This is a genomic window from Mycobacterium simiae, assembly GCF_010727605.1.
In the GTDB taxonomy this organism is placed as follows: Bacteria; Actinomycetota; Actinomycetes; order Mycobacteriales; family Mycobacteriaceae; genus Mycobacterium; species Mycobacterium simiae.
Genome location: NZ_AP022568.1, coordinates 4,107,123 through 4,129,940 on the forward strand (window position 1 = coordinate 4,107,123; position 22,818 = coordinate 4,129,940).

The window sequence follows — 22,818 nt, forward strand, 5'->3', positions numbered from 1 at the left end:
ACCGGGGGCGGCATGAACCTCGCCGCCCCATAAAGGCTAACCCTTCGTCGGCATTTCGCCAGCGAGAAGGTGTAACCGGCCGGACGGCTACCGGCCGGCCTCGTGAACTGACGGCAACACGAGCAAAGTATTCGGCCACCGGGACGGCGGGGCCCCGAACGCGTGGCGGGCATTGCGGACGATCTTTTTGCCGATGATGCGATTGCCGGCGCCGCCGATCGCGGCACCGATGCCGACCGGCAGCATCTTGCCGAACATCAACGCACCCCGGCGCACCGCATAGCGCTTGACGAAGTACTTCAGCATCTGCGTGTTCACTCGGCCCAGGGTCGACAGCGGCAGCGAGGCCATGCCCTCGGCCAGCCAGCCGCCGTTGGTGCGGCCGGGACCGATCAGCTCGCCAAGGGCGCGCCTGCTGTCGTCACCGACCAGGACCGACAGCACTAGCGCGCGGCGGCGCTCCCGGTGATCGGCGGGAATGCCGTAAATCACGGCGTTGGCCAGCACGAACACCGCAGTGGCCTCGAGGAAGAGCACGGTCTCGCCGGCGCCCGCGGACAGCGCCGCCACAGTCCCGATGCCCGGGAATGTCGCCGCCGAACCCACCGCCGCGCCGCTGGCGGTCAACGCCGCGAGGTACCGCTTTTCCAGCTGGGTGACGATCTCGGCGGGACTCGCGCCGGGGTAGGCGCGCCGCAACCGGGCCACATAGGCCTCCGCGACCGGGCCCTGGACATGCGCGCTGCGCTCGATCACCCGCGCCAACGCCCGGGTGGAAGCCCTGGGGCGACCGGAGTCGCCGGACGGCGCGGCATCCGGCGCCGGGTCCGATCGTCGGAGGGCTTTCATCACTGATCGATTGCGTCGCGCGCGCATAGTGCCTCTCTTGCAACTGCCGTTCTTGCCAGGCTAACGCCAGTTTGCTGCACGTGGGGCGGCGGTAATCGCCGCGCCGCCTCCCCGACCCGGGTGGCCCGGTGGTGTGCAACGAGCTGCCCCACCGGAATAATGCGGGCTGAACACAGGTCGGTGGCGACACGGGCGGTCGCCGGTTGCGGTGGGGACACACTGTGCGCGTGCGGTAGCTCGCCTGCTCACGGTCGGGCCGGCCACCGGGCGCTGAAGCGAGGTGAGTGCATGACCACGGCCAGGCCCGGGTCGTCCGGGCACGCCCGGCGCGCGGGCCCGACTCGTACCGAGGGGGTCGGGGTCCGGAAGTTCATCCTGTCGGGCCTGGTGAACGGCGGGAATCCGTGGCACGCGCTATGGGCGATGATGATCGGCTTCTTCATGATCATGGTCGATGCGACCATCGTTGCCATCGCGAACCCGACCATCATGGCCGACCTGCACATCGGGTACGACGCGGTCGTCTGGGTGACGAGCGCCTACCTGCTCGGCTACGCCGTGGTGTTGCTGGTGGCGGGCCGGCTTGGTGACCGGTTCGGCACAAAGAACCTTTATCTGATCGGCTTGGTGGTGTTCACCATCGCCTCGCTGTGGTGTGGGTTGTCCGGCAGCGCGGGCATGCTGATCGCGGCCCGGGTGGTGCAAGGGATCGGCGCCGGGGTGCTCACACCGCAGACGTTGTCGACCATCACCCGCATCTTCCCGCCGGAGCGGCGCGGTGTGGCGGTCAGCTTGTGGGGGGCCACCGCCGGTGTCGCCAGCCTGGTGGGCCCGCTGGCCGGCGGTGTCCTGGTGGACGGACTGGGTTGGCAATGGATCTTTTTCGTCAACGTCCCGATCGGCGTCCTCGGGCTGGTGTTGGCGGCGCGGCTGGTCCCTGCGCTACCCACGCAGGGGCACCGGTTGGATCTGGTCGGCGTCGGCCTGTCCGGGGTCGGCATGTTCTTGATCGTGTTCGGTCTGCAGCAGGGACAGGCCGCGCACTGGCAGCCGTGGATCTGGGCGACGATCGTCGCCGGTGCCGGATTCTTCTCGGTGTTCGTCTACTGGCAGTCGATGAACACCCGGGAGCCGCTGATCCCGCTGGAGGTGTTCGCCGACCGCGATTTCAGTCTGTGCAATGTCGGCGTCGCCGTCACCTCCTTCGTGGCCACGGCGATGATGCTGCCGCTGACCTTCTATACCCAGTCGGTGTGCGGGCTGTCGCCGACGCTTTCGGCGCTGCTGATCGCCCCGATGGCTATCGCGAACGGCGGGCTTGCGCCGTTTGTTGGGCGCATCGTCGACCGCTATCACCCGCGGCCCGTAATCGGGTTCGGCTTCTCGGTGCTCGCGATCGCGCTGACGTGGCTTTCCTTCGACATGTCGCCGGACACGCCGATCTGGCGGCTGGTGTTGCTCTTCGGCGCGGTGGGTGTCGGCATGGCGTTCGTGTGGTCGCCGCTGACGGCCACCGCGACCCGTAATCTGCCGCCGGATCTGGCCGGCACCGGCTCAGCGGTTTACAACGAGGTCCGCCAACTCGGCGCGGTGCTGGGCAGCGCCACCATGGCCGCGTTCATGACCTGGCGGATCGGTGCGCAGATGCCGCCGTACGCGACGTCGCAAGATGCGGACACCGGCGGGACGCTGTTGCAACTGCCCGACTTCGTGCGCGAGCCGTTCGCGGCCGCGATGTCGCAATCGATGCTGCTGCCCGCGTTCATCGCACTGTTCGGGATCGCGGCCGCACTGTTTTTGCTCGGGTTTGTGCCCGCGCTGGCGGCCCGGGCCGGGTTCGGCGGGGTAGCACCGGCAGACGATCGCCATGACCGCGATGACGAGGGCGATGGCGAGGAGGACGAGGGCGAGGACGATGACGCCTACGTCGAACTGATCCTGTGCCGGGAGCCGGACCTGCAGCCGAGCGCACTCCGTGGGCCGATCGCGCCCCGGCGCCCCGGCGACGGCTTGTCATCGTCGACCCCAACGGCCTTCGCCTACAACGGTTCCCGCGCCCATCGGGGCGCGCATGCGCGCCCCGTCGTCGAGCTGCCGCCGCATCTGTCCGGCCCCGCCGTCGGCGGCGATCGGATGGCCACCGGGCGACGGGTCAACGGCGCGATGGGATTTCACTCATCGGGCCCCGGCGGGCGGGGCGGGCAGCACCACGCGTGGGGCCCCGACGACGATTCCACCAGCTACGGTCGCCACGCCAGCAGGTAGCCAGAACCAGCGCCGCCCTCAATCGGTGGCGGTCAGCTTCAGGAAGGCGCCCAACTCCAGCAGGCCGTCGGGGGTGGTGGGCAGGTACTCGGTGAGCAGCTCCGAGCGCACGATGATCGCGGCGTACTGCGCCCTGCTGACCGCCACGTTGAGCCTGTTTCTGTTGAGTAGGAAGGCGATTCCGCGCGGTACTTCCTCGATCGAGGATGCCGTCATGGAGATGAAGACGACCGGTGCCTGCCCGCCTTGGAATTTGTCCACGGTGCCGACCCGGACTGCGTCCAGACGTGCGGCGGTCAGCCGCCGGCGTATCAGCGACACCTGGGCGTTGTACGGCGCCAGCACCAGCACGTCCGAGGCGGACAGCGGCCTGGTGCCGTACTCGTCGGTCCAGTACGATCCGAGCAGTCGCCGGATCTGGTCGACGATCGCGTCGGCCTCCTCGGGGCTTTCGATCGAATTGCCTTGGTGCCTGACGGAAAGCGTCCGTACGCCGGGCTGGAATCCGTCGAGCCGACGTGCGGCGGTGCATTCGTCGTGGGAGTGCAGCCGCCCTTCATAGGCCAGCTCGGACACCGCCGCGCACACCGCGGGATGCATTCGGTAGGAGCGGTCCAGGAAGTATCCGCGCGTGTCGGGCAGGGTGCGCTGGCCGTCGACCAGCCAGTCGAGCGCCGACGTGTCGACCGGCTCGGGATGGGTGCCCTGACTCACCTGCGGAAGCTGCTGCGGATCGCCGAGCAGCAGCAGGTTCGCGGCCGCCGGTGCCACCGCAATGGTGTTGGCCAAACAGAATTGGCCCGCCTCGTCGATCACGAGCAGATCCAGGCTGCCCGGTGTCACCCGAGTGGCATTTGCGAAATCCCAAGCAGTGCCGCCGATTACACAGCCAGGCGAGGCGGAGATAAACGCGCCGTACTCGCTGCTGTCGATCTGCTGCCAGCGCGCCGCGCGGTGGTCGTATTTCTTCTTTGCGACCCGGTCGGATTCCAGACCGGCGTCGACCACCGCGGTCAGCAGGTTCTCCACCGTCGCATGCGACTGCGCGACGACACCGATGCGCCAGTTGTGCTCGGTGACCAGGCGGGTGATCACGTGCGCGGCGGTGTAGGTCTTCCCGGTTCCGGGCGGCCCGTGCACCGCCAGGTAGGACGAGTCGAGATCGAGCACCGCCGTGGTGATGTCGGCGATGGTGTCGCAGCTGCGTGGCAGCGCGCCGCGACTGCGGGTGCGCGGTGCGCGGCGCAGCAGGACGTCGATGATCGCGGTGCGGGGTAGTTGCGGCAGCCCGGCCGCCACGGCGGCTGCGGTCGATTCGATCGACTCGCGCAGCGCGGTCGTGGCGATGGGTGGCCCCGGCGTCAGCGCGAACGGCAGTTGGTGAAAGGTGTTGCCGTCGCTGCCCACTCGCTCCACGATAACGACTTCGGCGGGCACGGCGGGATCGTCCACCTCGACCACCGCGGCCCGGCCGGCAGCCCGCCGATCGGGGCTGTCGCACATGCTCGGTGGGGCGGGCGGGTCGTACAGCGCGAACACCTCCGTCATCAGGTCGCCGCGGGCCAGTTCGCCGTGCAACGTGACTCGTCGCTGCGGCTTGCGGGCACGCGGAGGAGTGTGCCAGTCGACGCTCACTGCGGTTGTCTCGGCTACGAAAACATCTGTGTTGTCCGCCCATTCGTCGACCGGGAAGTTCAGCCGATCGAAATGTGCCCACCAGAAGGGCTTGTCCTCGCGGCGATGGTAGCCGCGCGCCGCACTCACCAGCGCGACCGCGACCTGATCCGGCGTGCGCTGGCCGACCGCAGCGTCACCGGCGAACGCGGCCAGCCGCGTCGCCAGCTGGTCGTGGTCGTCGACCGTGTTGCCGTCGGGAACCTGTTGGGCGCCAATGGGTGTGACGCCGGATTCCCAGGCGCGCACCAGCAACCAGTTGCGCAGTTCTCGCGTCGACCGACAGTCGTAGTGGTTGTAGTCCTCGATATCCTTGAGCACGGTGCGCGCATCGTCAATGTGGCCCGCGGCGCGCAGCTCGCAGTATTTGGCGTAGGAGGTGATCGAGTCCGCGGCGGTGGTGACATCGCCGTCGCGCAGCTGTGCCCCCATGTACAGCGGTTCGAGCGCCTTGAGGCTAGACGACTCCGCGCCCACTCGAATGCTCTTGCGCACCAACGGGTATAGGTCCACCAGCACCCCGCATCGCAGCAACTCGTCGACCTGATCCTCCCCAATGCCGTAGCGGCCGGCCAGTCGGAGCAGGGCGGTCTTCTCATACGGTGCGTAGTGGTAGATGTGCATGTTCGGGTGACGTTTGCGCCGCTTGGCCACCAGTCGCAAAAAGTCGATCAGCGCCTTGCGTTCGTCCGCGCGGTTGTGTGCCCACAGCGGCTGGAATTTGGCGTCGGCATCCAGTACGCCGAACAGGTATTCCAGACCCCAGTCGTGGCCGTCGGCGGTCCACAGCGGGTCGCCCTCGAAATCGAAGAACAGGTCACCCGGGTCGGGTTCCGGCAGCAGGGCTAGCGGCTGGGGATCGACGATCTCGAACTGAGGACTGCCGGTATCACGTTGCAGGACTTGAAGTCTCGCCTGAGCGATCAACTTGTCAAGCGCGCTGGTGGCCAGGCCGGGTACCGGTCCACGGTACTCGGCAAGCTGGGCCACCGTGGTAATCCCGGCGTCGATGATCGTGTTGCGCTGGCTGATCCGCATGCCGGCGACCATCAGGAGATCGTCGGTGGCTCGAACTTGTTCGGTGCACAAGGCGCAGCGAAAACATGCCCGCACCGCCACGTCGTCCCAGCTCACCGCCGTGCCGCCGACGTAGTGTTCGTCGAGCAGCCGCTGCAGAAGCGCGCGCTGGGAGCGGAACACGGGAATGAGGTCGCCGACGCGATAGCGCATCACCGAGCCGTCGCCGAGCCGCAGTTCGGCTTCGTCGGCGACGGACACGCCCATGCTGGTCAGCGCGTCGGCGTAGGCCGCCAGCTGCAACAACGCGGTGACTTTGGGGGAGCGGGCCAGCTTGGTGTCGACGAGGCGGTACCGCTCACCGTCACGGACCAGGAAGTCGGCGAACCCGACGAAGCGACCGTCGAACATCGCGGCCTGGTACACCACCGGTGCGCGGTCGGCGATGGCACGCCGCGTCGCGGCGGCGGCGGCGGTCAGCCCGGCGAGGGTGTAAGCCGGGCGCCCGATGACCGCGACGCCGTCGGGGAACTGCTCGCGCAGCCGGTCCAGTTCGCGGTGTTCGTGTTCGTCACCCAGCGTGGCGGTGCGGGCCAGCAGTTCGTCTTCCACGGAGACGGCAGGGCCCCAGCCGAGCTTCGCATCGAATTCCCGGAGCAGCGCGTATTCGCATCGGGCCGCGGCGGCCAGGTCCGACGCGCTGTAGACGATGCTGTCGCCGGTGACGAACACAGCAGCCACTGTAGGGGAGAGCACCGACAGTGCGGCCCGTCGCGGCGTGCCCACGGTCAGCGGCCGGCGGTATTGCCGATCAGCTCGACGGAGTTGCCGTTCCAATGGAATCGCACACTGCTGTTCAACCCCGCGATCCCGCTGGGGTAGGTCAACGCCACCGTGTCGCCGGTGGTCTGCGACACGTCGATGCCGTTGAATCCGTATGTATCCGGCACACCCTGCGGGATGAACTGTCCGAGATGAAACAGCACCGCCCTGGTGGTCGGATTGGCTTCGTTGGTGTTGGCCTTGACGATCACTGCCGAAAGCTGGGCGCACTGGTTGTAATTGCCGGCTAGCGGCTCGGGGTTCCAGGCCTGCTGGCTGCGCGGATCACGCGGCAGGTCGGAGACCACCTTGGCGATGGTGGGTGAGGTCAGGTTGACCGCGCACGGGTCGGCCGGTGTGCTGGTTGCCGGGGATGCGGCCGGGATGGGTGTGGCGGGAGCGGTGATCGACGCGGTTGCCGTCGTCGTGGCTTGGGGTGTCTTCGCGACCGTCGAGTCCCCCGAACCGCAGCCGGACAACGTCATGGCGATCAGGACGCCAGCGGTCAGCGGCTCGGCACGGCAGGGTAGGCACCACACATCGCGCCACCGTACCGGGATGGCGCGCACGGGTGGGACAGGCACTCCGCGTGCCGCGCGGCAATTCACGCGATCACCACTGGGCTGGATGGTGGTGACCCGCTGCGCCCTGCTGCGCTGGGCTCGCGATCACCACTGGGCTCGATGGTGGTGACCCGCTGCGCCCTGCTGCGCTGGGCTCGCGGTCACCACTGGGCTCGATGGTGGTGACCCGCTGCGCCCTGTTGCGCTGGGCTCGCGATCACCACTGGGCTCGATGGTGGTGACCCGCTGCGCCCTGCTGCGCTGGGCTCGCGATCACCACTAAACTGCATGCACGATGACAGTCCCCGACGGCTCGCCTGACGCGGCCGCTACGTCGTTTGCCGACCTGCAGATCCACCCCTGCGTCTTGCGGGCCATCGCGGACGTCGGATACGAATCGCCGACCGGGATCCAGGGGGCGACGATCCCAGCGCTGATGGCGGGCTCGGACGTCGTAGGGCTGGCGCAGACGGGAACCGGCAAGACCGCGGCCTTTGCGATCCCGATCCTGTCCAAGATCGACGTGACCAGCAAGGCGACCCAGGCTTTGGTGCTGGCGCCCACCCGCGAGCTGGCCCTGCAGGTCGCCGAGGCGTTCGGACGCTACGGCGCCCACCTCCCGCAGATCAACGTGCTGCCGATCTACGGCGGCTCGTCCTACACCGTGCAACTGGCCGGACTGCGGCGCGGCGCCCAAGTGGTGGTCGGCACGCCCGGACGCGTCATCGACCACCTCGAACGCGGCACCCTCGACCTGTCTCGGGTCGACTACCTGGTGCTCGACGAGGCCGACGAGATGCTCGCCATGGGTTTCGCCGAGGATGTCGAGCGCATTCTTTCCGAAACACCGGAATACAAACAGGTGGCCCTGTTCTCGGCGACCATGCCTCCGGCGATTCGCAAGCTGAGCGCCAAGTACCTGCACGACCCGTTCGAGGTCACGTCCAAGGCGAAAACCGCTACCGCCGAGAACATTTCGCAGCGCTACATTCAGGTGGCCGGGCCACGCAAGATGGACGCACTGACCCGCATCCTGGAAGTCGAGCCGTTCGAGGCGATGATCATCTTCGTCCGCACCAAGCAGGCGACCGAAGAAGTCGCCGAAAAGCTCAGGGCACGAGGGTTTTCGGCGGCCGCCATCAACGGAGACATCGCGCAGGCGCAGCGCGAGCGCACCATCGCCGCACTGCGAGACGGCGGCATCGACATCTTGGTCGCCACTGACGTCGCGGCTCGGGGCCTGGATGTCGAACGCATATCGCACGTGCTCAACTACGACATTCCGCACGACACCGAGTCGTATGTCCACCGCATCGGGCGCACCGGCCGTGCCGGTCGTTCGGGTACCGCGGTGTTGTTCGTCTCCCCGCGGGAACGCCATCTGCTCAAGGCGATCGAGAGGGCGACGCGGCAAACGCTGACCGAAGCCGAATTGCCCACCGTCGAAGACGTCAACGCGCAACGGATGGCGAAATTCGCCGACTCCATCACCGGCGCGCTGGGCAGCCCGGGGCTTGACCTGTTCCGCAAGCTGGTGCAGGACTACGAACGCGAACACAACGTCCCGATGGCCGACATCGCCGCCGCGTTGGCGGTGCAGTCGCGTGACGGCGAAGAGTTCCTGATGGCGCCCGAACCGCCGCCTCGGCGCCGCGAGCTGCCCGACCGCGATGGCGATCGTCGGGAACGACCCGAAAAATCAAGGGGCACACGGTCGTTCCAGACTTATCGGATTGCCGTGGGCAAGCGTCACAAGATCGGGCCCGGGGCGATCGTCGGCGCCATCGCCAACGAAGGCGGACTGCATCGCAGCGATTTCGGCCACATCACCATCGGTCCGGATTTCTCGCTGGTCGAGCTGCCCGCGAAGTTGCCGCGCGCGACGCTGAAAAAGCTCGAACGCACCCGCATCTCGGGCGTCCTGATCGACCTTCGGCCAGATCTCGGGTCCGGCAAGTCGTCGGACAAGTCCCGGCGCGGCGGTGCAAAACCGCGCCGAAGAGACGCCGAATGACCCTCTCCGACGAGCGGGACGCCCAGGGCGGACTCGAGCAGGTCTCGCACGTCGACAGGGTGGCCTCCTTGACGGGCATCCGCGCGGTGGCCGCCATCCTCGTGGTCGGCACCCACGCGGCCTACACCACCGGCAAGTACACGCACGGCTACTGGGGCCTGGTCGGCGCCCGGATGGAGATCGGCGTGCCGATCTTCTTCGTGTTGTCCGGCTTCCTGTTGTTTCGTCCCTGGGTGAAGGCGGCCGTCCGGGGCGGTCCCGCCCCGTCGGTGAGTCGCTATGCGCGGCATCGGGTTCGGCGCATCATGCCGGCCTATGTCATCACGGTGTTGTTCGCCTATGTCCTGTACCACTTCCGCGAGGCCGGACCGAATCCCGGACACTCCTGGCTCGGTCTGGTTCGCAATCTGACCCTGACGCAGATCTACACCGACGGTTACCTCGGCAAGTACCTGCATCAGGGCCTGACACAGATGTGGAGCCTGGCGGTGGAGGCGTCGTTCTACCTCGTCCTGCCTTTCCTGGCCTACCTGCTGCTCGTGCTGATCAGTCGACGGCGCTGGGAGCCGCGCCGGGTGGTGGGCACCGTGCTGGCGCTCGCCCTGATCAGTCCGGCTTGGCTGGTCTTGGTGCACACCGATCACTGGTTTCCCGACGGCGCGCGGCTGTGGCTGCCGACCTACCTGGCCTGGTTTCTGGGCGGCATGTTGTTGGCGGTGTTGGAAGCGATGGACGTGCGCTGCTACGCGTTCGCGGCGATACCCCTGGCCATCGTCTGCTATTTCATCGTCGCCACCCCGATCGGGGGCGCACCCACGACGTCGCCGGCCTCGATGATGGAGGCGGTCGTCAAAACCGTCTTCTACGCCGTGATCGCCACCCTGGCGGTGGCGCCGTTGGCACTGGGGAACCGCGGTTGGTACGCGCAGCTGCTGGCCAGCCGTCCGATGGTGTGGCTCGGCGAGATCTCCTACGAGATCTTCCTGATCCATCTGGTGACCATGGAGTTCGCCATGGTGTACATCGTTCGGGCCCACGTCTATACGGGTCCCATGCTGTATTTGTTCGTCGCGACGCTGCTGGTGACGATCCCGCCGGCGTGGTTACTGCACCGCTTCACCCGAGTCGCCGGCTGATTGACAGCGCAAGAAAGGTTACCCTAACCTAACTTCATTGGACGGCTAGGGAGGTGTCAGCGCGATGGGCGAACAGCGGGCGTCCCGGGGCTGGGCGGGAGCGGTGCTGAGGTTGATGGGCGCGGGGGATTACCGGCTCACCGTCACCGGCCGCCGCGAGATCGGCCCGCATTATCTGCGGCTCGATTTCCAGGCCGGCAGACTGCTCGCACACCACGATGTGCACCCGACCATGTGGATCCGATTGTGGTTCGCCGACGGCGACAAGCTGCACCAGCGTGGCTACACGCTGGTTGACCCCGACCCGGCCGCCGACACCGTCAGCGTCGAGTTCGCCCTGCACGACGGCATTGCATCGCGATGGGCGGCCGCGGCCCAACCCGGTGACACCGTCGAGGCGACGGTATTGGGCAGCAGGTTCGCGATACCGGATCCAGCTCCGGCCGGCTACGTCGTTGTCGGGGACTGTGCGTCGTTGCCGGCGATCAACTCGCTGCTCGCTGCAATCGATGATGCGCCGGCACACGTGTTCTTGGAGGCCGCTCGCGAGGAGGACCGCGACCTGCCGGTGACGCCGGGCGCCGACATCACCTGGGTGCCGCGCACGAACGGCGGACAGGGGTTACTGGATGCGGTCCGGACGGCTGCCTTCGACGCCGGCGACCATTTCGGCTGGGTGGCCTGCGACAGTCGCACTACCCGCTCGGTTGCCCGGGCACTACGGGAGGACTTCGGTATCCCACGGAAATCCATTAAGGCGCAGGCCTATTGGGTGGCCTGAACCGCGGAGGGGATGGCCGCTAGCTAGCGGCGGGCGCTTGCCGGGGCGATGATCGGGACGAGAAATTCCTCGATCATCGCCCGCTCCTCGTCGGCGTCGCGACCCGGAAACATCAGCAGCGAGATGATCACCCGGACCGTCCACCGGGCCCGGCGTTGCAGCAGGGCGGGATCGTCGGGCCCCAGCGAGTGCAGGAACGCCGTGGCCAGCGCCGCGATCACGTCGGATTCTCCGGCCAGCTCACCGGCGACCGGGAGGCGAGTGGCGGCGAACCAGGACGACAGCGCGGGGCTATCCCGCACCATCGCCAAAGTGACGAGAATGCTCTCGATCAGTCGTTCCCGTGAGTCCTCGACGGTGGCGGTGCGCGCGGCGATCTCCCGGCCCAGCCGGCGTGTCTCCCGGTGTATGTACGCGGTGCGCAGCGCCTCGCGGTTGTCGAAATACCGGTACAGTGTCGCACGGGAACAGCCTGCAGCCCTTGCGATTTCATTCATACCGATGGCATCGGAATCGCGCCGGGTGTACAGCTGTTCGGCCGCGTCGAGGATTCGGTCGACAGCTGCTTCGCTGCGGCTCGTGGCGAGCCAGTCGTTGCTTGGCATCAGGCGTTCACGGTGATCGGTACCGACAGCGGGCGGCGCACATAGCTGCCGCCCGCCCACACGACGGACTTCTCGTCCACGTCGAAATCCGGGCAGCGGGACAGTAATTCGGTCAGCGCGACGCGGGACTGCATCCGGGCGGCGGCTGCGCCGAGGCAGTGATGGGCGCCGTGGCTGAAGGTCAGGATGTTGCGAGGACGCCGGGTGACGTTCAGTTCCTCGGCGTCCGGTCCGTATTGGCGTTCGTCGCGGTTGGCCGACCCGTACAGCAGCAGCACTCGGCGACCGGCCGCGATGGTGGTGTCGCCGATCGTCACGTCGTGGGTGGCAGTGCGGGCCAGTCCCTGCACCGGCGAGGTCAGCCGCAACAGCTCCTCGACCGCATCACCGATCAGTCCTGGATTGTCCGCCAGCAGCTTTCGCTGGTCGGGCCGCTCGTGCAGCAGCGGCATCGAACCGCCCAGCATGCCCGTCACGGTGTCGTTGCCGCCGGTGACCATCGTGAAGGTGAATGCCAGAATCGATAGCGTCCCGGAGACGTCGCTGTCGGTGCCGCCCACTCCGGCGCCGACCAGGTGCGAGATGGTGTCGTCGGCGGGGCAGGTCCGCCGACGCTGGATCAGCTCGGTGAAGTAGGCCATCATCGTGCCGACCGCGTCACCGGCGGTTTCCGGCGCGCCCGCAACGCCGCCGTCGGCGGTGTTGGCCGCGACGATGGCCTGGGTCCACCCGTCGAATTGGTCCCAATCCTCTTCGGGCACACCAAGGTAATGGGCGACCACCATCGAAGGCAGCGGCTTGAAGAGCTCGGCCACGATATCGCCGCCACCGTCGGCGCGCAGCTTCTCGATGCGCTGCACGACGAACCGGCGGACCCTGGGCTCGATCGCCTCGACCTGGCGGGGCGTGAAACCGCGCGAGACCAGTTTACGAAATTCGGTGTGTGACGGGGGATCCTGCATGACGAATGGGGGATTATCTTGCAGCCCAATCATTTCCAAGTCGCCGTAGTTGACCGTCAGTCCCTGCGCCGAGGAGAACGTGTCGTGGTCCCGGGCCGCCGACCACACGTCGGCGTGCCGGGACAGCACGTAGTAATCGTGCTCGGGATGCTTCGGGGGCACCACGTGGTGCACCGGATCGTGGTCGCGCAGGGCGCGGTACATCGGCCATGGTGCGGCCCAGGTTTCGGCGGTGGCCAGCCGGAAGATGACCGGCGCGCTGTGAGACATAACCGGAGTCATGTCTCATTGGTACGACATCAACCGTACGATGTCAACTGCCCATCGCCAGCGGGCGCCCGCCGAACGCCTGGGGAACTAGATCGCCGACCCGGGGTTGAGGATGCCCAGCGGGTCGAGCGCCTGCTTGATGCGCTGATTCAGCATCATCACGTCGGGTCCCAGATAACCGTCCAGCCACGGCCGCTTCAGCCGGCCGACCCCATGTTCACCGGTGATCGTGCCACCCAACCCGATAGCCAGCTGCATGATCTCGCCGAACGCGAGGTTGGCGCGCGCGGTCATCTCGGCGTCGGCTGCGTCGTAAACGATCAACGGGTGCGTGTTGCCGTCGCCCGCGTGCGCGATCACCGAGATCATCAGGTCGTGGTGTTCGGCAATGTCCGCAACTCCGGTGACCAGGCTGCCCAGGGCGGGCAACGGCACCCCGACGTCTTCGAGCAACAGCGAACCCTTGGCCTCGACCGCGGGGATACAGAACCGTCGTGCGGCGACGAACGCCTCGCCCTCATCCGGATCGCTGGTGCTGAAAACGTCCGTTGCCTTGTTCTCAGCGAACACAGCCGCGATCAGCTCGGCGTCCTCGTTGCCTGTCCGGCCGCGCTCGTCGGAGCCGGCCACCAGCATCGCGGCGGCGTTGCGGTCGAGGTCCATGCGCAGGGTGTCCTCGACGGCATTGATCGACACCTGGTCCATGAATTCCAGCATCGACGGTCGCAGCCGCGCGGTGACCCCGAGCACCGCATCGACCGCCGCTTCCAGCGACGCGAACGTGGCCACCACGACGCTGGACGTGTTCTGGGCGGGCAGCAGCCTTAGCGTCACCTCCGTGACGATGCCCAGCGTGCCTTCGCTGCCGACGAACAGCTTCGTCAGGCTCAGCCCCGCGACATCCTTAAGGCGTGCGCCGCCCAGCCGAATGGCGGTGCCGTCGGCCAGCACCACCTGCAGGCCCAGCACGTAATCGGTTGTCACGCCGTACTTTACGCAGCAGATGCCGCCCGCGTTGGTCGCGATGTTGCCGCCGATGCTGCAAATTTCGTACGACGACGGGTCGGGCGGATACCACAGGCCGTATTGGGCGACCGCTTTCTTCACCTCGGCGTTGAGCAGGCCGGGCTGGCATACCGCGGTGCGGGTGACGGGATCGACGGTGATGTCGCGCATCTTCTCCGTCGACAACACGATCCCGTTCGCCAGCGCGGTGGCTCCGCCGGACAGGCCGGTGCCGGCTCCCCGGGGCACGACGGGCACCTTGTGCGCAGTGGCCCAACGCATCACCGTCTGTACTTCTTCGGTGCGGCGCGGCCGGACCACGGCGAGGGGTGTGCCCGCGGAGGGGTCGAAGGCCCGATCGTGTCGGTAGCCATCCGTGATCGCCGGATCGGTGACCACCACCCCCTCGGGCAGGCTGGCGATCAGGTCGGCCAAGATGTCTGCGTTGACTGTGATACTCACGGACCGATTTTACGGTGCGGAACCTTCAGCAAACTCGGCTTCGCGGTCGAGCTCGCGCAGCGACGGCAGCCCGCACGCGACCAGGCCGACCAGCAGGATGGGGACCGCCAGCGTCAGGAACGTCGCCCGCAGCCCGGCGGTGTCGGCGAGCGGTCCGGCCACCAACAGTCCCACCGGGCCCGCGGCGAATGTGAGCCCGGTCATCACCCCGACAACCCGGCCCCGCAGATGCTGCGGCGCCCGCGTCTGCATTACGTAGTTGTAGATGGGCTGGATCGGCCCGTAGACCAACCCGGTCACCGCACACAGCGCCAGGATCACCCGCAGCGGTGGCAGGAACGCGATGCCCACCGAGGCGGCGCCCAAGGTGAGGGTCGCGGTCAGCACCGCCGTGCGCCTGCGGGTGTACTTCGACAGGGCGGCGTAGCCCAGCGCACCGACCACACCGCCGATCCCCAGCGCCATGAGCGCCCAGCCCAACTGTGCGGGCTGGTTATGGTCGCTGAAGTACTTGGGAAACAACACGCTTTCCATCGGCAGATACAGGGCAGTCACCACCAGGTCGATCAGCCCGAGCGTGCGCAGCACCCGCACGTTCCAGACGAATCGCAGGCCTTCGGCGACGCCGGACACCAGCCCGTCGGGTCGGGTGGTGGGATGCGGCGTGTCGGTGCCCTGGAGCCGCAGTGCGCCGATCGCGAGGAACGACAACCCGAAGCAGCCCGCCGTCAGCCACATCGTGTTGACGCCGCCGACCGCGGCGATCATCAGACCGCCGATCCCAGGTCCCACGATGTAGGCCAGGTTCAGAACGGCTTCGTAGACGCTGTTGGTGCGATCGAGCGACCAGCCGGCGCGGGCCGATGCCTCGGGCAGCATCGACTGGCGGGCGGTGGTCCCGGCCGGGTCGAAGGCCGCCGAGCAGCAGGCCAGCGCCGCGAGCGCGGCGACGTTGAGCGTGTCTGTGCCGATGCACCAGCCGAGGAGGGGGACGGTGGCCACGGCGGCGCCGGACAGCGTGTCGGAGATCAGCGAAACCCGGCGACGCCCGAAGAAGTCAACGGCGGTGCCCGCGATCAGGGTGGATCCGACCAGCGGCAGCGTCATCGCGACGGCCACGATCGATGCGTCGCGCGCGTTGCCGTGGTGCTGCAGCGCCAACCAGGGGAAGGCGACCAACGAAATGCCGGCACCCGCCGTCGCCGCCAGCGTGGCGAACAGGATCAGTAGCGTCGGAACTCGGCTGGAAGGTGTCATGACTATCGCCGGGGAAATCTAACCGCAAAAGCGGGGCCGCAACCACCGAATTTCGTCGTCACGGCAGGGTGAATGCAGGATGTCTAGGTGCTTGTTCATCCGAACACCGGCGTCGCGTTCGAGTCACCGGTGCCCCCGGGCAGCGGGTGGCCCGGTGATCCGGCCACGCCACTGACCGCCGCGGCGGCCGACGCGGCGCAGGTTCGGGCGCTGGCCGGGGCCGCCGGTTCGGTGCCGGAACTGGATGCCGTGGTCAGCGTGTGCCGGGCCTGCCCCCGCCTGGTCACCTGGCGTGAGGATGTTGCCGTCATCAAGCGTCGCGCGTTTGCCGACCAACCGTATTGGGGCCGGCCGGTACCGGGTTGGGGATCGCAGCGGCCGCGGATCTTCATCGTGGGGTTGGCGCCGGCGGCCCACGGCGCCAACCGAACTGGACGCATGTTCACCGGTGACCGGTCCGGCGACCAGCTCTACGCCGCGTTGTACCGAGCCGGGCTGGTGAACCAACCGACCAGCGTGGACGCCGCGGACGGCTTGCGAACCAAGCAGATTCGCATCTCCGCGCCGGTTCGGTGCGCGCCACCGGCCAACGTGCCCACCCCGGTGGAACGCGACACCTGCTGGCCGTGGCTGGAATCCGAATGGCGGCTGGTCCGCGAGCACGTCCGCGTGGTCGTGGCGCTGGGCGGGTTCGGCTGGCAGATCGCGCTGCGACTACCCGGCGCCCCGGAAGGGGCCCCGGAAATGCAAGCGTTGCGGGCGGGGCCCAAGCCGCGGTTCGGCCACGGCATCGTTGCCATGCTGCCGTCCGGTGTGCGCCTGCTCGGGTGCTACCACCCGAGTCAGCAAAACATGTTCACCGGTAGGCTTACGCCCGCAATGCTCGACGACATCTTCATTGAGGCGAAGAAGCTGGCAGGGATCCGGTGACCGAAATATTGATTTCCGGGGCCAGCGTCGCCGGTACCACATTGGCATATTGGCTTGGAAAGCACGGCTTTTCGGTCACGGTGGTGGAGCGGCATCCGGGGCTGCGCCCGGGCGGGCAGGCGATCGACGTGCGCGGCCCGGCGCTGACGGTGCTCGACCGGATGGGATTGCTGAGTGCGGCCGCCGACCGCAAGACCGGCATCCGCGGGTCTTCCGTTGTCGACCGCGACGGCAATGAGCTCTCCCGGGACACCGAGTCGACACCCACCGGCGGTCCCATCGACAGTCCCGACATCGAGCTGCTGCGCGACGACCTGGTCGAATTGCTTTACGGCGCAACGCAGCCGGACACCGAGTACCTTTTCGACGACACCATCGCCGGGTTGGACAACCGCGGGGCCGCCGTCGACGTCACTTTCGAACGCTCACCGGCCCGCAGCTTCGACTTGGTGATCGGCGCCGACGGCCTGCACTCCAACGTGCGCCGGCTGGTTTTCGGTCCGGAGGAGCGGTTCATCAAGAGGTTGGGCACGTACGCCGCGATCTTCACGGTGCCCAACTTCCTGGACCTGGACTTCTGGCAGAAATGGCACTACGGCGACACCACGATGGCCGGGGTGTACAGCGCCCGGCACAACACCGAGGCGCGCGCCATGTTGGGGTTCATGGACACCGAACTGCGAATCGACTACCGCGATATTGACGCGCAGTACGCCGAGGTTGAGCAGCGGATGGCCGACGACGGCTGGGTGCGTCCGCAGCTGCTGAACTTCATGCGCAGCGCGCCGGACTTCTACTTCGACGAGATGGCCCAGATCGTGATGGATCACTGGTCGATCGGCCGGGTTGCGTTGGTGGGTGATGCCGCGTATTGCTGCTCGCCATTGTCGGGCCAGGGCACCAGCGTCGCGCTGCTGGGCGCCTACATCCTGGGCGGCGAACTCAAACGCGCGACGCAGGGCGACTGGGTCGACCACGGCGTGGCGTTCACGAACTATTTCAAGCGCTTCCACGGCTACACCGAGCGCACCCAATTCCTGGCCACCGACAACATTCCTGGCGGCGCGCCGATCTCCCAGGAGCAGTTCGAGGCCATCGTGAACTCGCTCGCGCTCAGCAACTACTGATCGGGAACGTTCCCCCGTCCGGGAGCGTTGTCCAGGTCGTGCGTCTTTCCGTCCTTGACCTCGTCCCGGTGCGCACCGACCAATCGAGCGCAGACGCGCTGGCGGCCACCGTGCAGCTGGCGCAGGCTGCCGACCGGCTGGGCTTTACCCGCTACTGGGTCGCCGAACACCACAACATGCCGTCGGTGGGGGCCACCAGCCCGCCGGTGGTACTGGCCTACCTGGCCGCGCAGACGTCGCGACTGCGACTGGGATCCGGCGGCGTGATGCTGCCCAACCACGCGCCGCTGGCGGTCGCCGAGCAGTTCGCATTGCTGGAAGCCGCCGCGCCCGGCCGCATCGACCTTGGCATCGGCCGCGCACCCGGATCCGATCCCGTCACGTCGTACGCGCTGCGCGGTGCCCGCTCGGCGGCCGAGCAGGATCGAGACGTCGAGAATTTTCCCGAGTACCTCGACGACGTGGCCGCGTTGATGAGCGCGCGCGGGGTGTCGATCCCGCTGCGCACCGGCGACTACCGACTCAAGGCCACCCCGGCCGCGGCCGGCGAACCGCGGCTGTGGCTGCTGGGCTCGTCGCTGTATTCGGCGCATCTGGCTGCGGCCAAAGGGTTGCCCTATGTGTTCGCACATCACTTCTCCGGCAACGGAACCGAAGAGGCGCTCGAGGTCTACCGCTCCCGGTTCGTGCCCAGCGCACTGACCCCTGAGCCCGTCACGTTTTTGACGGTAAACGCTACGGTGGCCGAAACACGCGACGAGGCAACGGCTTTGATGCTGCCGAACCTGCAGATGATGGCGCGGCTGCGGACCGGTGCGCCGCTGGGGCCGGTGCCGTTGGTGGAGGAGGCCCAGGTCGCCGAGCTGACGCCGCAGCAAGAACAGATCGTGGCAAGCGGGCTGCGGCGTGCGGTGCTCGGCACCCCCGCCGAGGCGGCCGACCAGGTGCGCAGCCTCGCCGAGCGGCTCGAGGTCGACGAGGTGATGGTGAACCCGGTCGCCTCCGCCCGAACAGGGACCGAGCCGGCCACCGCGCCGGGACGGGTCACGACGCTGGAGCTGCTGGCCAAGGAATTGTTCTAACGCTCAATCGGATACGTGTGCCTGATCGGTTCGTGTCGCTCGGTCGGCGATCCATTGCTCGAGCTCGCTGGGCGGCAGCGCCGGGCTGTGCACGAATCCCTGGGTGATGGTGCAGCCGAACCGGTGCAGCGCGTTCAAGGTGACGTCGTCCTCCACGCCCTCGGCGACCAAGTCCGCGCCCAGGCTGTCCGCCAGCGCGACCGTCGAGCGCACAATGGCGACCGAGCGTGCGTCCTGGGCCAGGCGGCCGACGAAAATGCGGTCGAGTTTGAGCTCGTCGACCGAGACGTCCTGCAGCCGCGCCAGCGACGACCATCCGGTTCCGTAGTCGTCAAGTGAGACGCGGACGCCGAGTTGCTGCAGTTCGGCCACCGTGTTGCGGGACCGCACGGAATCGACCAACGCGCTTTCGGTGATTTCCACGATCAGCGCGTTGGCGGGCAGACCGCGGGCCCACAGCAGTCGTTCGATGGTGTCGACCAGCTCGAGGTCCAGCAGGTTCGTGGTGGCGAGGTTTACCGCGACGGACGAGACGATGCCCCTCTCGCGCCAGTACTGGATCTGTGCGAGCGCGAGTTTGAGGGTGCGGTCGGCGATCTTGCGCATCAGCCCGGCGCGCTCGGCCGCGGGCAGGAAGTCTTCTGGCAGCAGCACGCCGCGGGTGGGATGGTGCCAGCGCAGCAACGCTTCGACACTGTGCACACTGCCGTCGCCACCGTTGATCTTGGGTTGGTAGTACAGCGTCGGCTGGTCCCCCTCGAACAGTGCGGCGCGCAGCTCCTCGATGAGGTTGGGGTCGGTATCGCGGTACACCTCGAACGCCGAGTCATACACCGCAATCTTGCTCATCGCCGACTTGGCGTGCGGCATCGCCGCCTCGGCGCGGCTGAGGAGTTCTTGCGGATCCTCGCAATGGTCGGGGCACAGTGCAATGGCGACACGCGCATCGACGCGGACGGTGAGTGGATCCATCGCGAACGGTTCGCCCAGGGCTTCGAGCAGCCGACCAGCCTGAGCGCGGGCGCCGATCAGGTCGGAGCCAGCGCTCAGCAGGATGGCGAACTCGTCGTCGCCCACCCGGGCGAGCAGGTCGTCCTGACGCACGCTGGCGGCAAGGCGCTCGGCGATGTGGCGCAACAACTCGTCCCCGAAACGGCGACCGAGTGCGTCGCTGATCTCTTGAATCTCGTAGAGCTTCATCAACAGCAACGCCTTGCGTGACGACGACGACGTGTGCGCGGTTTCGTGATCCGTCGGCGACGCGGGTTCGGCCAGCGAGGTCAACGCCGTCGCCAACGAACGGCGGTTGGGCAAGGTTGTCAGCTCGTCGGTCATGGCGTGCTTGTAGTTCTCGGCGATCATGCTGGCATCGCGCAGCGTCAGCGAGAATCGCACCGCGGCGGCAAGTAAACTCAATGCCGCGAATATCGTTGCCAAATGCGACTTTTCGTCAATCACCGCAACACACAGCGCGACGACGGCGCACGCTAGGGGTACCGCATAGGAGCCAACCCCGCGTTGCAGCTTCGGTGCTGGCACCGATTCGGGCACCCAGCTGGCCATCGCCAGCAGCAGCGCCGCGGCCGGCCATAGGGCATCCAGCATGGTGCCCATTCGGTAGTCGCCGGCCGCGGTCTCGACCAGCTGGGCGGTGTGGGCGATTGCGAATCCGAGCAATCCCGTAACGATCAAGAGCAAACGAAATTCATTGCGCCAACCCACTATTGGCAATATGCTGGCGGCCAGCGTCAGCAGGATCAGATCGCTCCACGGATACCCGAAACCAGCCGGGACGGTCTCGGGGGCGCGGGCGGCCACCGCGCGGAAGGGCCCGGCGCGCAGCGCGACGCCCACCGCCGCGACGGCCATGCCGCAGATCAACGGATCGAGCCGGATCGGGATCGGTACGGCTGCCATGCGCGAGTACAGGAGTACAACCAGGCCGGCGTAGATGAACGGATAGAACGCAAGGTAGTCCGCGTCGGCAACCGACGCGGACTGCCCGGCCGGTACCCGCAGCGTGTAGACCACGTCACCGATGCCGGAACAAGTCATGGCGGCCGCGATCAGGGCCCAGGTCCATCGGTCGGCGCTGATTCGGTATGCACGCACCACGATCAACCCGGCGGCGACCAGGACCAAGCCGGCATAAAACCACTTGGTGAAGGGGGTGTCGTCGTTGGCGTTGATCCCGGCCAAGGCGGTCGCGGTGAAAGCCAGCACGGCCACTGTCAACAACACCAAGGCGATGCGGACCGGCATTGGCGACTCGCGGGTGTCGCCGGCCGCGTCCTGCTGCTGGCTGGGCGTTGCGGCCTGCGGCGGTTCGGTCCGCGGGGTCCGTGCCGGGGTGCTCGTCGGCCGCACCGAGGGCGGATAGCCCGAGGCGGCAGCCGAGATCGGCAACCAGTGGGCCCGGTCGGTGAGTGCGGGACGTGCCGGTGTATCCGTCGAGCGCGCAAAGCTATACGACAACGGAAGATCGGGCACGAAGCTACGGACGCAGTGGCCGCCTTCGCGTTTGGCGGTGTACATCGCGAGGTCTGCGTGGCGCAGCAGCTGGTCGACGGTGCACGCCGAGCCGGCCGTGGCGACGGTGAAACCGATGCTCGGTCGGACGGCAACGGGGACGCCGTCGATCACGATCGGGGCGCGGAAACCCTCGAGCACGTCGTGCGCGGCCGCCTGGGACTCCTCGACCGAACCCTCGAGTAATACCGCGAATTCGTCGCCGCCCAGGCGCGCGATGAGCCCGCGGTCGCGCAGCGCCGCGGTGAGCCGTCCGGCGACCCGGATCAGGAGTTCGTCGCCGGCCGGGTGGCCCAGTCCGTCGTTGACCGCTTTGAAGTTGTCGAGGTCGAGGCATAACACGGCGATCGGATAGCCCTCTTCTTGCCGGGCCGCGACGGCTTCTTCGAGTCGATGCAGGAAATGTGCACGGTTGGCCAGGCCGGTCAGGCTGTCCCGGAACGCTTCGCGTGCCACCACGGCCAGCAGATCCTGATTCTCGGCGAGCGCAATGAATTGTCGGGCCAGTACCGAGGCGACCAGGATGCCCAGCAGCGCCGTCAGCACCCCGTGCTCGGCCCGGGCGACCGTGCGCCAGCCGACGATCGCGGCCAGTGAAAGCGGAAGGTAGGGCAACCACAACAGCGCGCGCGACAGCACCTCGCTTCGGGAAGCCGGATCGGTGGCGGGGGGCTCACTGACGCTGGACAGGGCGGCCAGCGCGATCATCGCCAGGCCGGCCACCCGGCCCAGGTCGCCCAGATCGTTGACGTGGTAACTGCCTATCCCGGTGTCGAACACCATCGTGATGTCGGCGATGCTGATCGTCGCGATGCCGCCGGCCACCAGGGCCCGGCTCGGCCGCTCGCCAGGCTGCCCGCGCGACAACATCAGAATCGCCGTCGTCATCAGGATGCCGTCGTTGACCACCTGCGCGACCGTCGCGATCCGCGAGCCGTTGTCGTGATGCAGCTGGTAATCCAGCACGAATACCCAGGAGATGACCAGCAACGAGCTAGCCAGGATCAGCCCGTCCAACACCAGTCGCCGGAAACTGTGCCGAGAGAGGTTGGACAACAGCACCAACGACGTCATGGCGCCGAAAGGCCACAACAGCAGCACGATTTCGGCTACCGCGGGGTGGGTGGCGTGATCCAGCTGGGAGCGCACGTCGTAGAACGCCCAGATGATCTCGCCGACCGCCCACCCCAGCAGCGCCGCGACCATGGCCAACCAGCCGTATCGGCGCCGTCCGTTCGCGCAGCGCGCCGCGCGGAGCCCGCAGACCACTCCGAAAAGCAGACTCCCGGCCAAGACGACCTCGTCGACCGGCCGGGTCGCGTACTGGCCTTCCCAGTTCCGCAACGAGCTGATGACGATCAGCACCCCGGCGACAAGGTAGCCCGCGACGACGAGCCAGCCGACGTGCGCAGACAGCCCGAAGCGCTGCCACGGATTTCCCGTCCAGCGCTTCATTGCTGTTCCAGCC

15 protein-coding genes are annotated in these 22,818 nt (G+C 67.5%); 7 read left to right on the forward strand and 8 right to left on the reverse strand.

Going from position 1 to position 22,818, the window contains the following annotated elements:
• Window positions 1-87: 87 nt before the first annotated feature.
• A complete protein-coding gene (locus G6N33_RS19295; protein ID WP_044507472.1) occupies window positions 88-876 on the reverse strand; it encodes a hypothetical protein in 789 nt (262 codons plus the stop codon).
• Window positions 877-1,137: 261 nt separating this feature from the next.
• On the opposite strand from G6N33_RS19295, the gene G6N33_RS19300 reads away from it, so the two are divergent.
• Window positions 1,138-3,114, forward strand: coding sequence for an MFS transporter (locus G6N33_RS19300; protein ID WP_044507471.1), 1,977 nt, complete (start codon window positions 1,138-1,140; stop codon window positions 3,112-3,114).
• 18 nt (window positions 3,115-3,132) lie between these two features.
• Here the strand turns inward: G6N33_RS19300 and G6N33_RS19305 are convergent, their stop codons facing one another.
• Window positions 3,133-6,537 (reverse strand): TM0106 family RecB-like putative nuclease, encoded by a 3,405-nt coding sequence (locus G6N33_RS19305; RefSeq protein ID WP_044507469.1) that lies wholly within the window; start codon window positions 6,535-6,537, stop codon window positions 3,133-3,135.
• A 56-nt stretch (window positions 6,538-6,593) separates the two neighbouring features.
• Complete coding sequence (locus G6N33_RS19310; RefSeq protein ID WP_044512186.1) at window positions 6,594-7,166, reverse strand: LppP/LprE family lipoprotein; 573 nt, start codon at window positions 7,164-7,166, stop codon at window positions 6,594-6,596.
• A 319-nt stretch (window positions 7,167-7,485) separates the two neighbouring features.
• On the opposite strand from G6N33_RS19310, the gene G6N33_RS19315 reads away from it, so the two are divergent.
• The 3 genes from G6N33_RS19315 to G6N33_RS19325 all read left to right on the forward strand — a co-directional run bounded on the left by G6N33_RS19315 (window position 7,486) and on the right by G6N33_RS19325 (window position 11,121).
• Complete coding sequence (locus G6N33_RS19315; RefSeq protein WP_044507467.1) at window positions 7,486-9,204, forward strand: DEAD/DEAH box helicase; 1,719 nt, start codon at window positions 7,486-7,488, stop codon at window positions 9,202-9,204.
• Window positions 9,201-10,340 (forward strand): acyltransferase family protein, encoded by a 1,140-nt coding sequence (locus G6N33_RS19320; protein ID WP_044507466.1) that lies wholly within the window; start codon window positions 9,201-9,203, stop codon window positions 10,338-10,340. Before G6N33_RS19315 ends, G6N33_RS19320 begins: the two co-directional genes overlap by 4 nt.
• A 64-nt stretch (window positions 10,341-10,404) precedes the next feature.
• A complete protein-coding gene (locus tag G6N33_RS19325) occupies window positions 10,405-11,121 on the forward strand; it encodes a siderophore-interacting protein (RefSeq protein WP_044507464.1) in 717 nt (238 codons plus the stop codon).
• 23 nt (window positions 11,122-11,144) lie between these two features.
• On the opposite strand, the gene G6N33_RS19330 is transcribed toward G6N33_RS19325, so the two are convergent.
• The 4 genes from G6N33_RS19330 to G6N33_RS19345 all read right to left on the reverse strand — a co-directional run bounded on the left by G6N33_RS19330 (window position 11,145) and on the right by G6N33_RS19345 (window position 15,682).
• Window positions 11,145-11,726 carry a TetR/AcrR family transcriptional regulator gene (locus G6N33_RS19330; protein ID WP_044507462.1) on the reverse strand — a complete coding sequence of 194 codons (582 nt, stop codon included), beginning with the start codon at window positions 11,724-11,726 and terminating at the stop codon, window positions 11,145-11,147.
• A complete protein-coding gene (locus tag G6N33_RS19335; RefSeq protein ID WP_163771597.1) occupies window positions 11,726-12,970 on the reverse strand; it encodes a cytochrome P450 in 1,245 nt (414 codons plus the stop codon). The genes G6N33_RS19330 and G6N33_RS19335 overlap by 1 nt, the downstream gene beginning before the upstream one ends.
• A 75-nt stretch (window positions 12,971-13,045) precedes the next feature.
• The gene (locus G6N33_RS19340) at window positions 13,046-14,419 is read right to left on the reverse strand and encodes an FAD-binding oxidoreductase (protein ID WP_044512184.1); all 1,374 of its coding nucleotides are present in this window, start codon (window positions 14,417-14,419) and stop codon (window positions 13,046-13,048) included.
• A 15-nt stretch (window positions 14,420-14,434) separates the two neighbouring features.
• The gene (locus G6N33_RS19345) at window positions 14,435-15,682 is read right to left on the reverse strand and encodes an MFS transporter (protein WP_044507459.1); all 1,248 of its coding nucleotides are present in this window, start codon (window positions 15,680-15,682) and stop codon (window positions 14,435-14,437) included.
• Window positions 15,683-15,769: 87 nt separating this feature from the next.
• Here G6N33_RS19345 and G6N33_RS19350 point away from each other — a divergent pair, with 87 nt between their 5' ends.
• Genes G6N33_RS19350 through G6N33_RS19360 form a run of 3 tightly spaced genes read left to right on the forward strand, consistent with a single transcriptional unit; the run spans window position 15,770 to window position 18,821 of the window.
• Window positions 15,770-16,612 carry a uracil-DNA glycosylase gene (locus G6N33_RS19350; protein ID WP_044507458.1) on the forward strand — a complete coding sequence of 281 codons (843 nt, stop codon included), beginning with the start codon at window positions 15,770-15,772 and terminating at the stop codon, window positions 16,610-16,612.
• Window positions 16,609-17,739, forward strand: coding sequence for an FAD-binding protein (locus G6N33_RS19355; protein ID WP_044507457.1), 1,131 nt, complete (start codon window positions 16,609-16,611; stop codon window positions 17,737-17,739). Before G6N33_RS19350 ends, G6N33_RS19355 begins: the two co-directional genes overlap by 4 nt.
• Window positions 17,740-17,777: 38 nt before the next feature.
• Entirely contained in the window at window positions 17,778-18,821 is a 1,044-nt protein-coding gene (locus tag G6N33_RS19360; protein ID WP_044507456.1) for an LLM class flavin-dependent oxidoreductase, read from the forward strand.
• Window positions 18,822-18,824: 3 nt separating this feature from the next.
• Here the strand turns inward: G6N33_RS19360 and G6N33_RS19365 are convergent, their stop codons facing one another.
• The gene (locus G6N33_RS19365) at window positions 18,825-22,805 is read right to left on the reverse strand and encodes a diguanylate cyclase domain-containing protein (protein WP_101528537.1); all 3,981 of its coding nucleotides are present in this window, start codon (window positions 22,803-22,805) and stop codon (window positions 18,825-18,827) included.
• Between the last annotated feature and the right edge of the window lie 13 nt (window positions 22,806-22,818).

Coding starts and splice junctions, on each gene's coding strand:
- G6N33_RS19295 (WP_044507472.1), bottom strand. CDS start 876: ATGCGCGCGCGACGCAATCGATCAGTGATGAAAGCCCTCCGACGATCG.
- G6N33_RS19335 (WP_163771597.1), bottom strand. CDS start 12,970: ATGACTCCGGTTATGTCTCACAGCGCGCCGGTCATCTTCCGGCTGGCC.
- G6N33_RS19315 (WP_044507467.1), top strand. CDS start 7,486: ATGACAGTCCCCGACGGCTCGCCTGACGCGGCCGCTACGTCGTTTGCC.
- G6N33_RS19345 (WP_044507459.1), bottom strand. CDS start 15,682: ATGACACCTTCCAGCCGAGTTCCGACGCTACTGATCCTGTTCGCCACG.
- G6N33_RS19325 (WP_044507464.1), top strand. CDS start 10,405: ATGGGCGAACAGCGGGCGTCCCGGGGCTGGGCGGGAGCGGTGCTGAGG.
- G6N33_RS19320 (WP_044507466.1), top strand. CDS start 9,201: ATGACCCTCTCCGACGAGCGGGACGCCCAGGGCGGACTCGAGCAGGTC.
- G6N33_RS19300 (WP_044507471.1), top strand. CDS start 1,138: ATGACCACGGCCAGGCCCGGGTCGTCCGGGCACGCCCGGCGCGCGGGC.
- G6N33_RS19365 (WP_101528537.1), bottom strand. CDS start 22,805: ATGAAGCGCTGGACGGGAAATCCGTGGCAGCGCTTCGGGCTGTCTGCG.
- G6N33_RS19330 (WP_044507462.1), bottom strand. CDS start 11,726: ATGCCAAGCAACGACTGGCTCGCCACGAGCCGCAGCGAAGCAGCTGTC.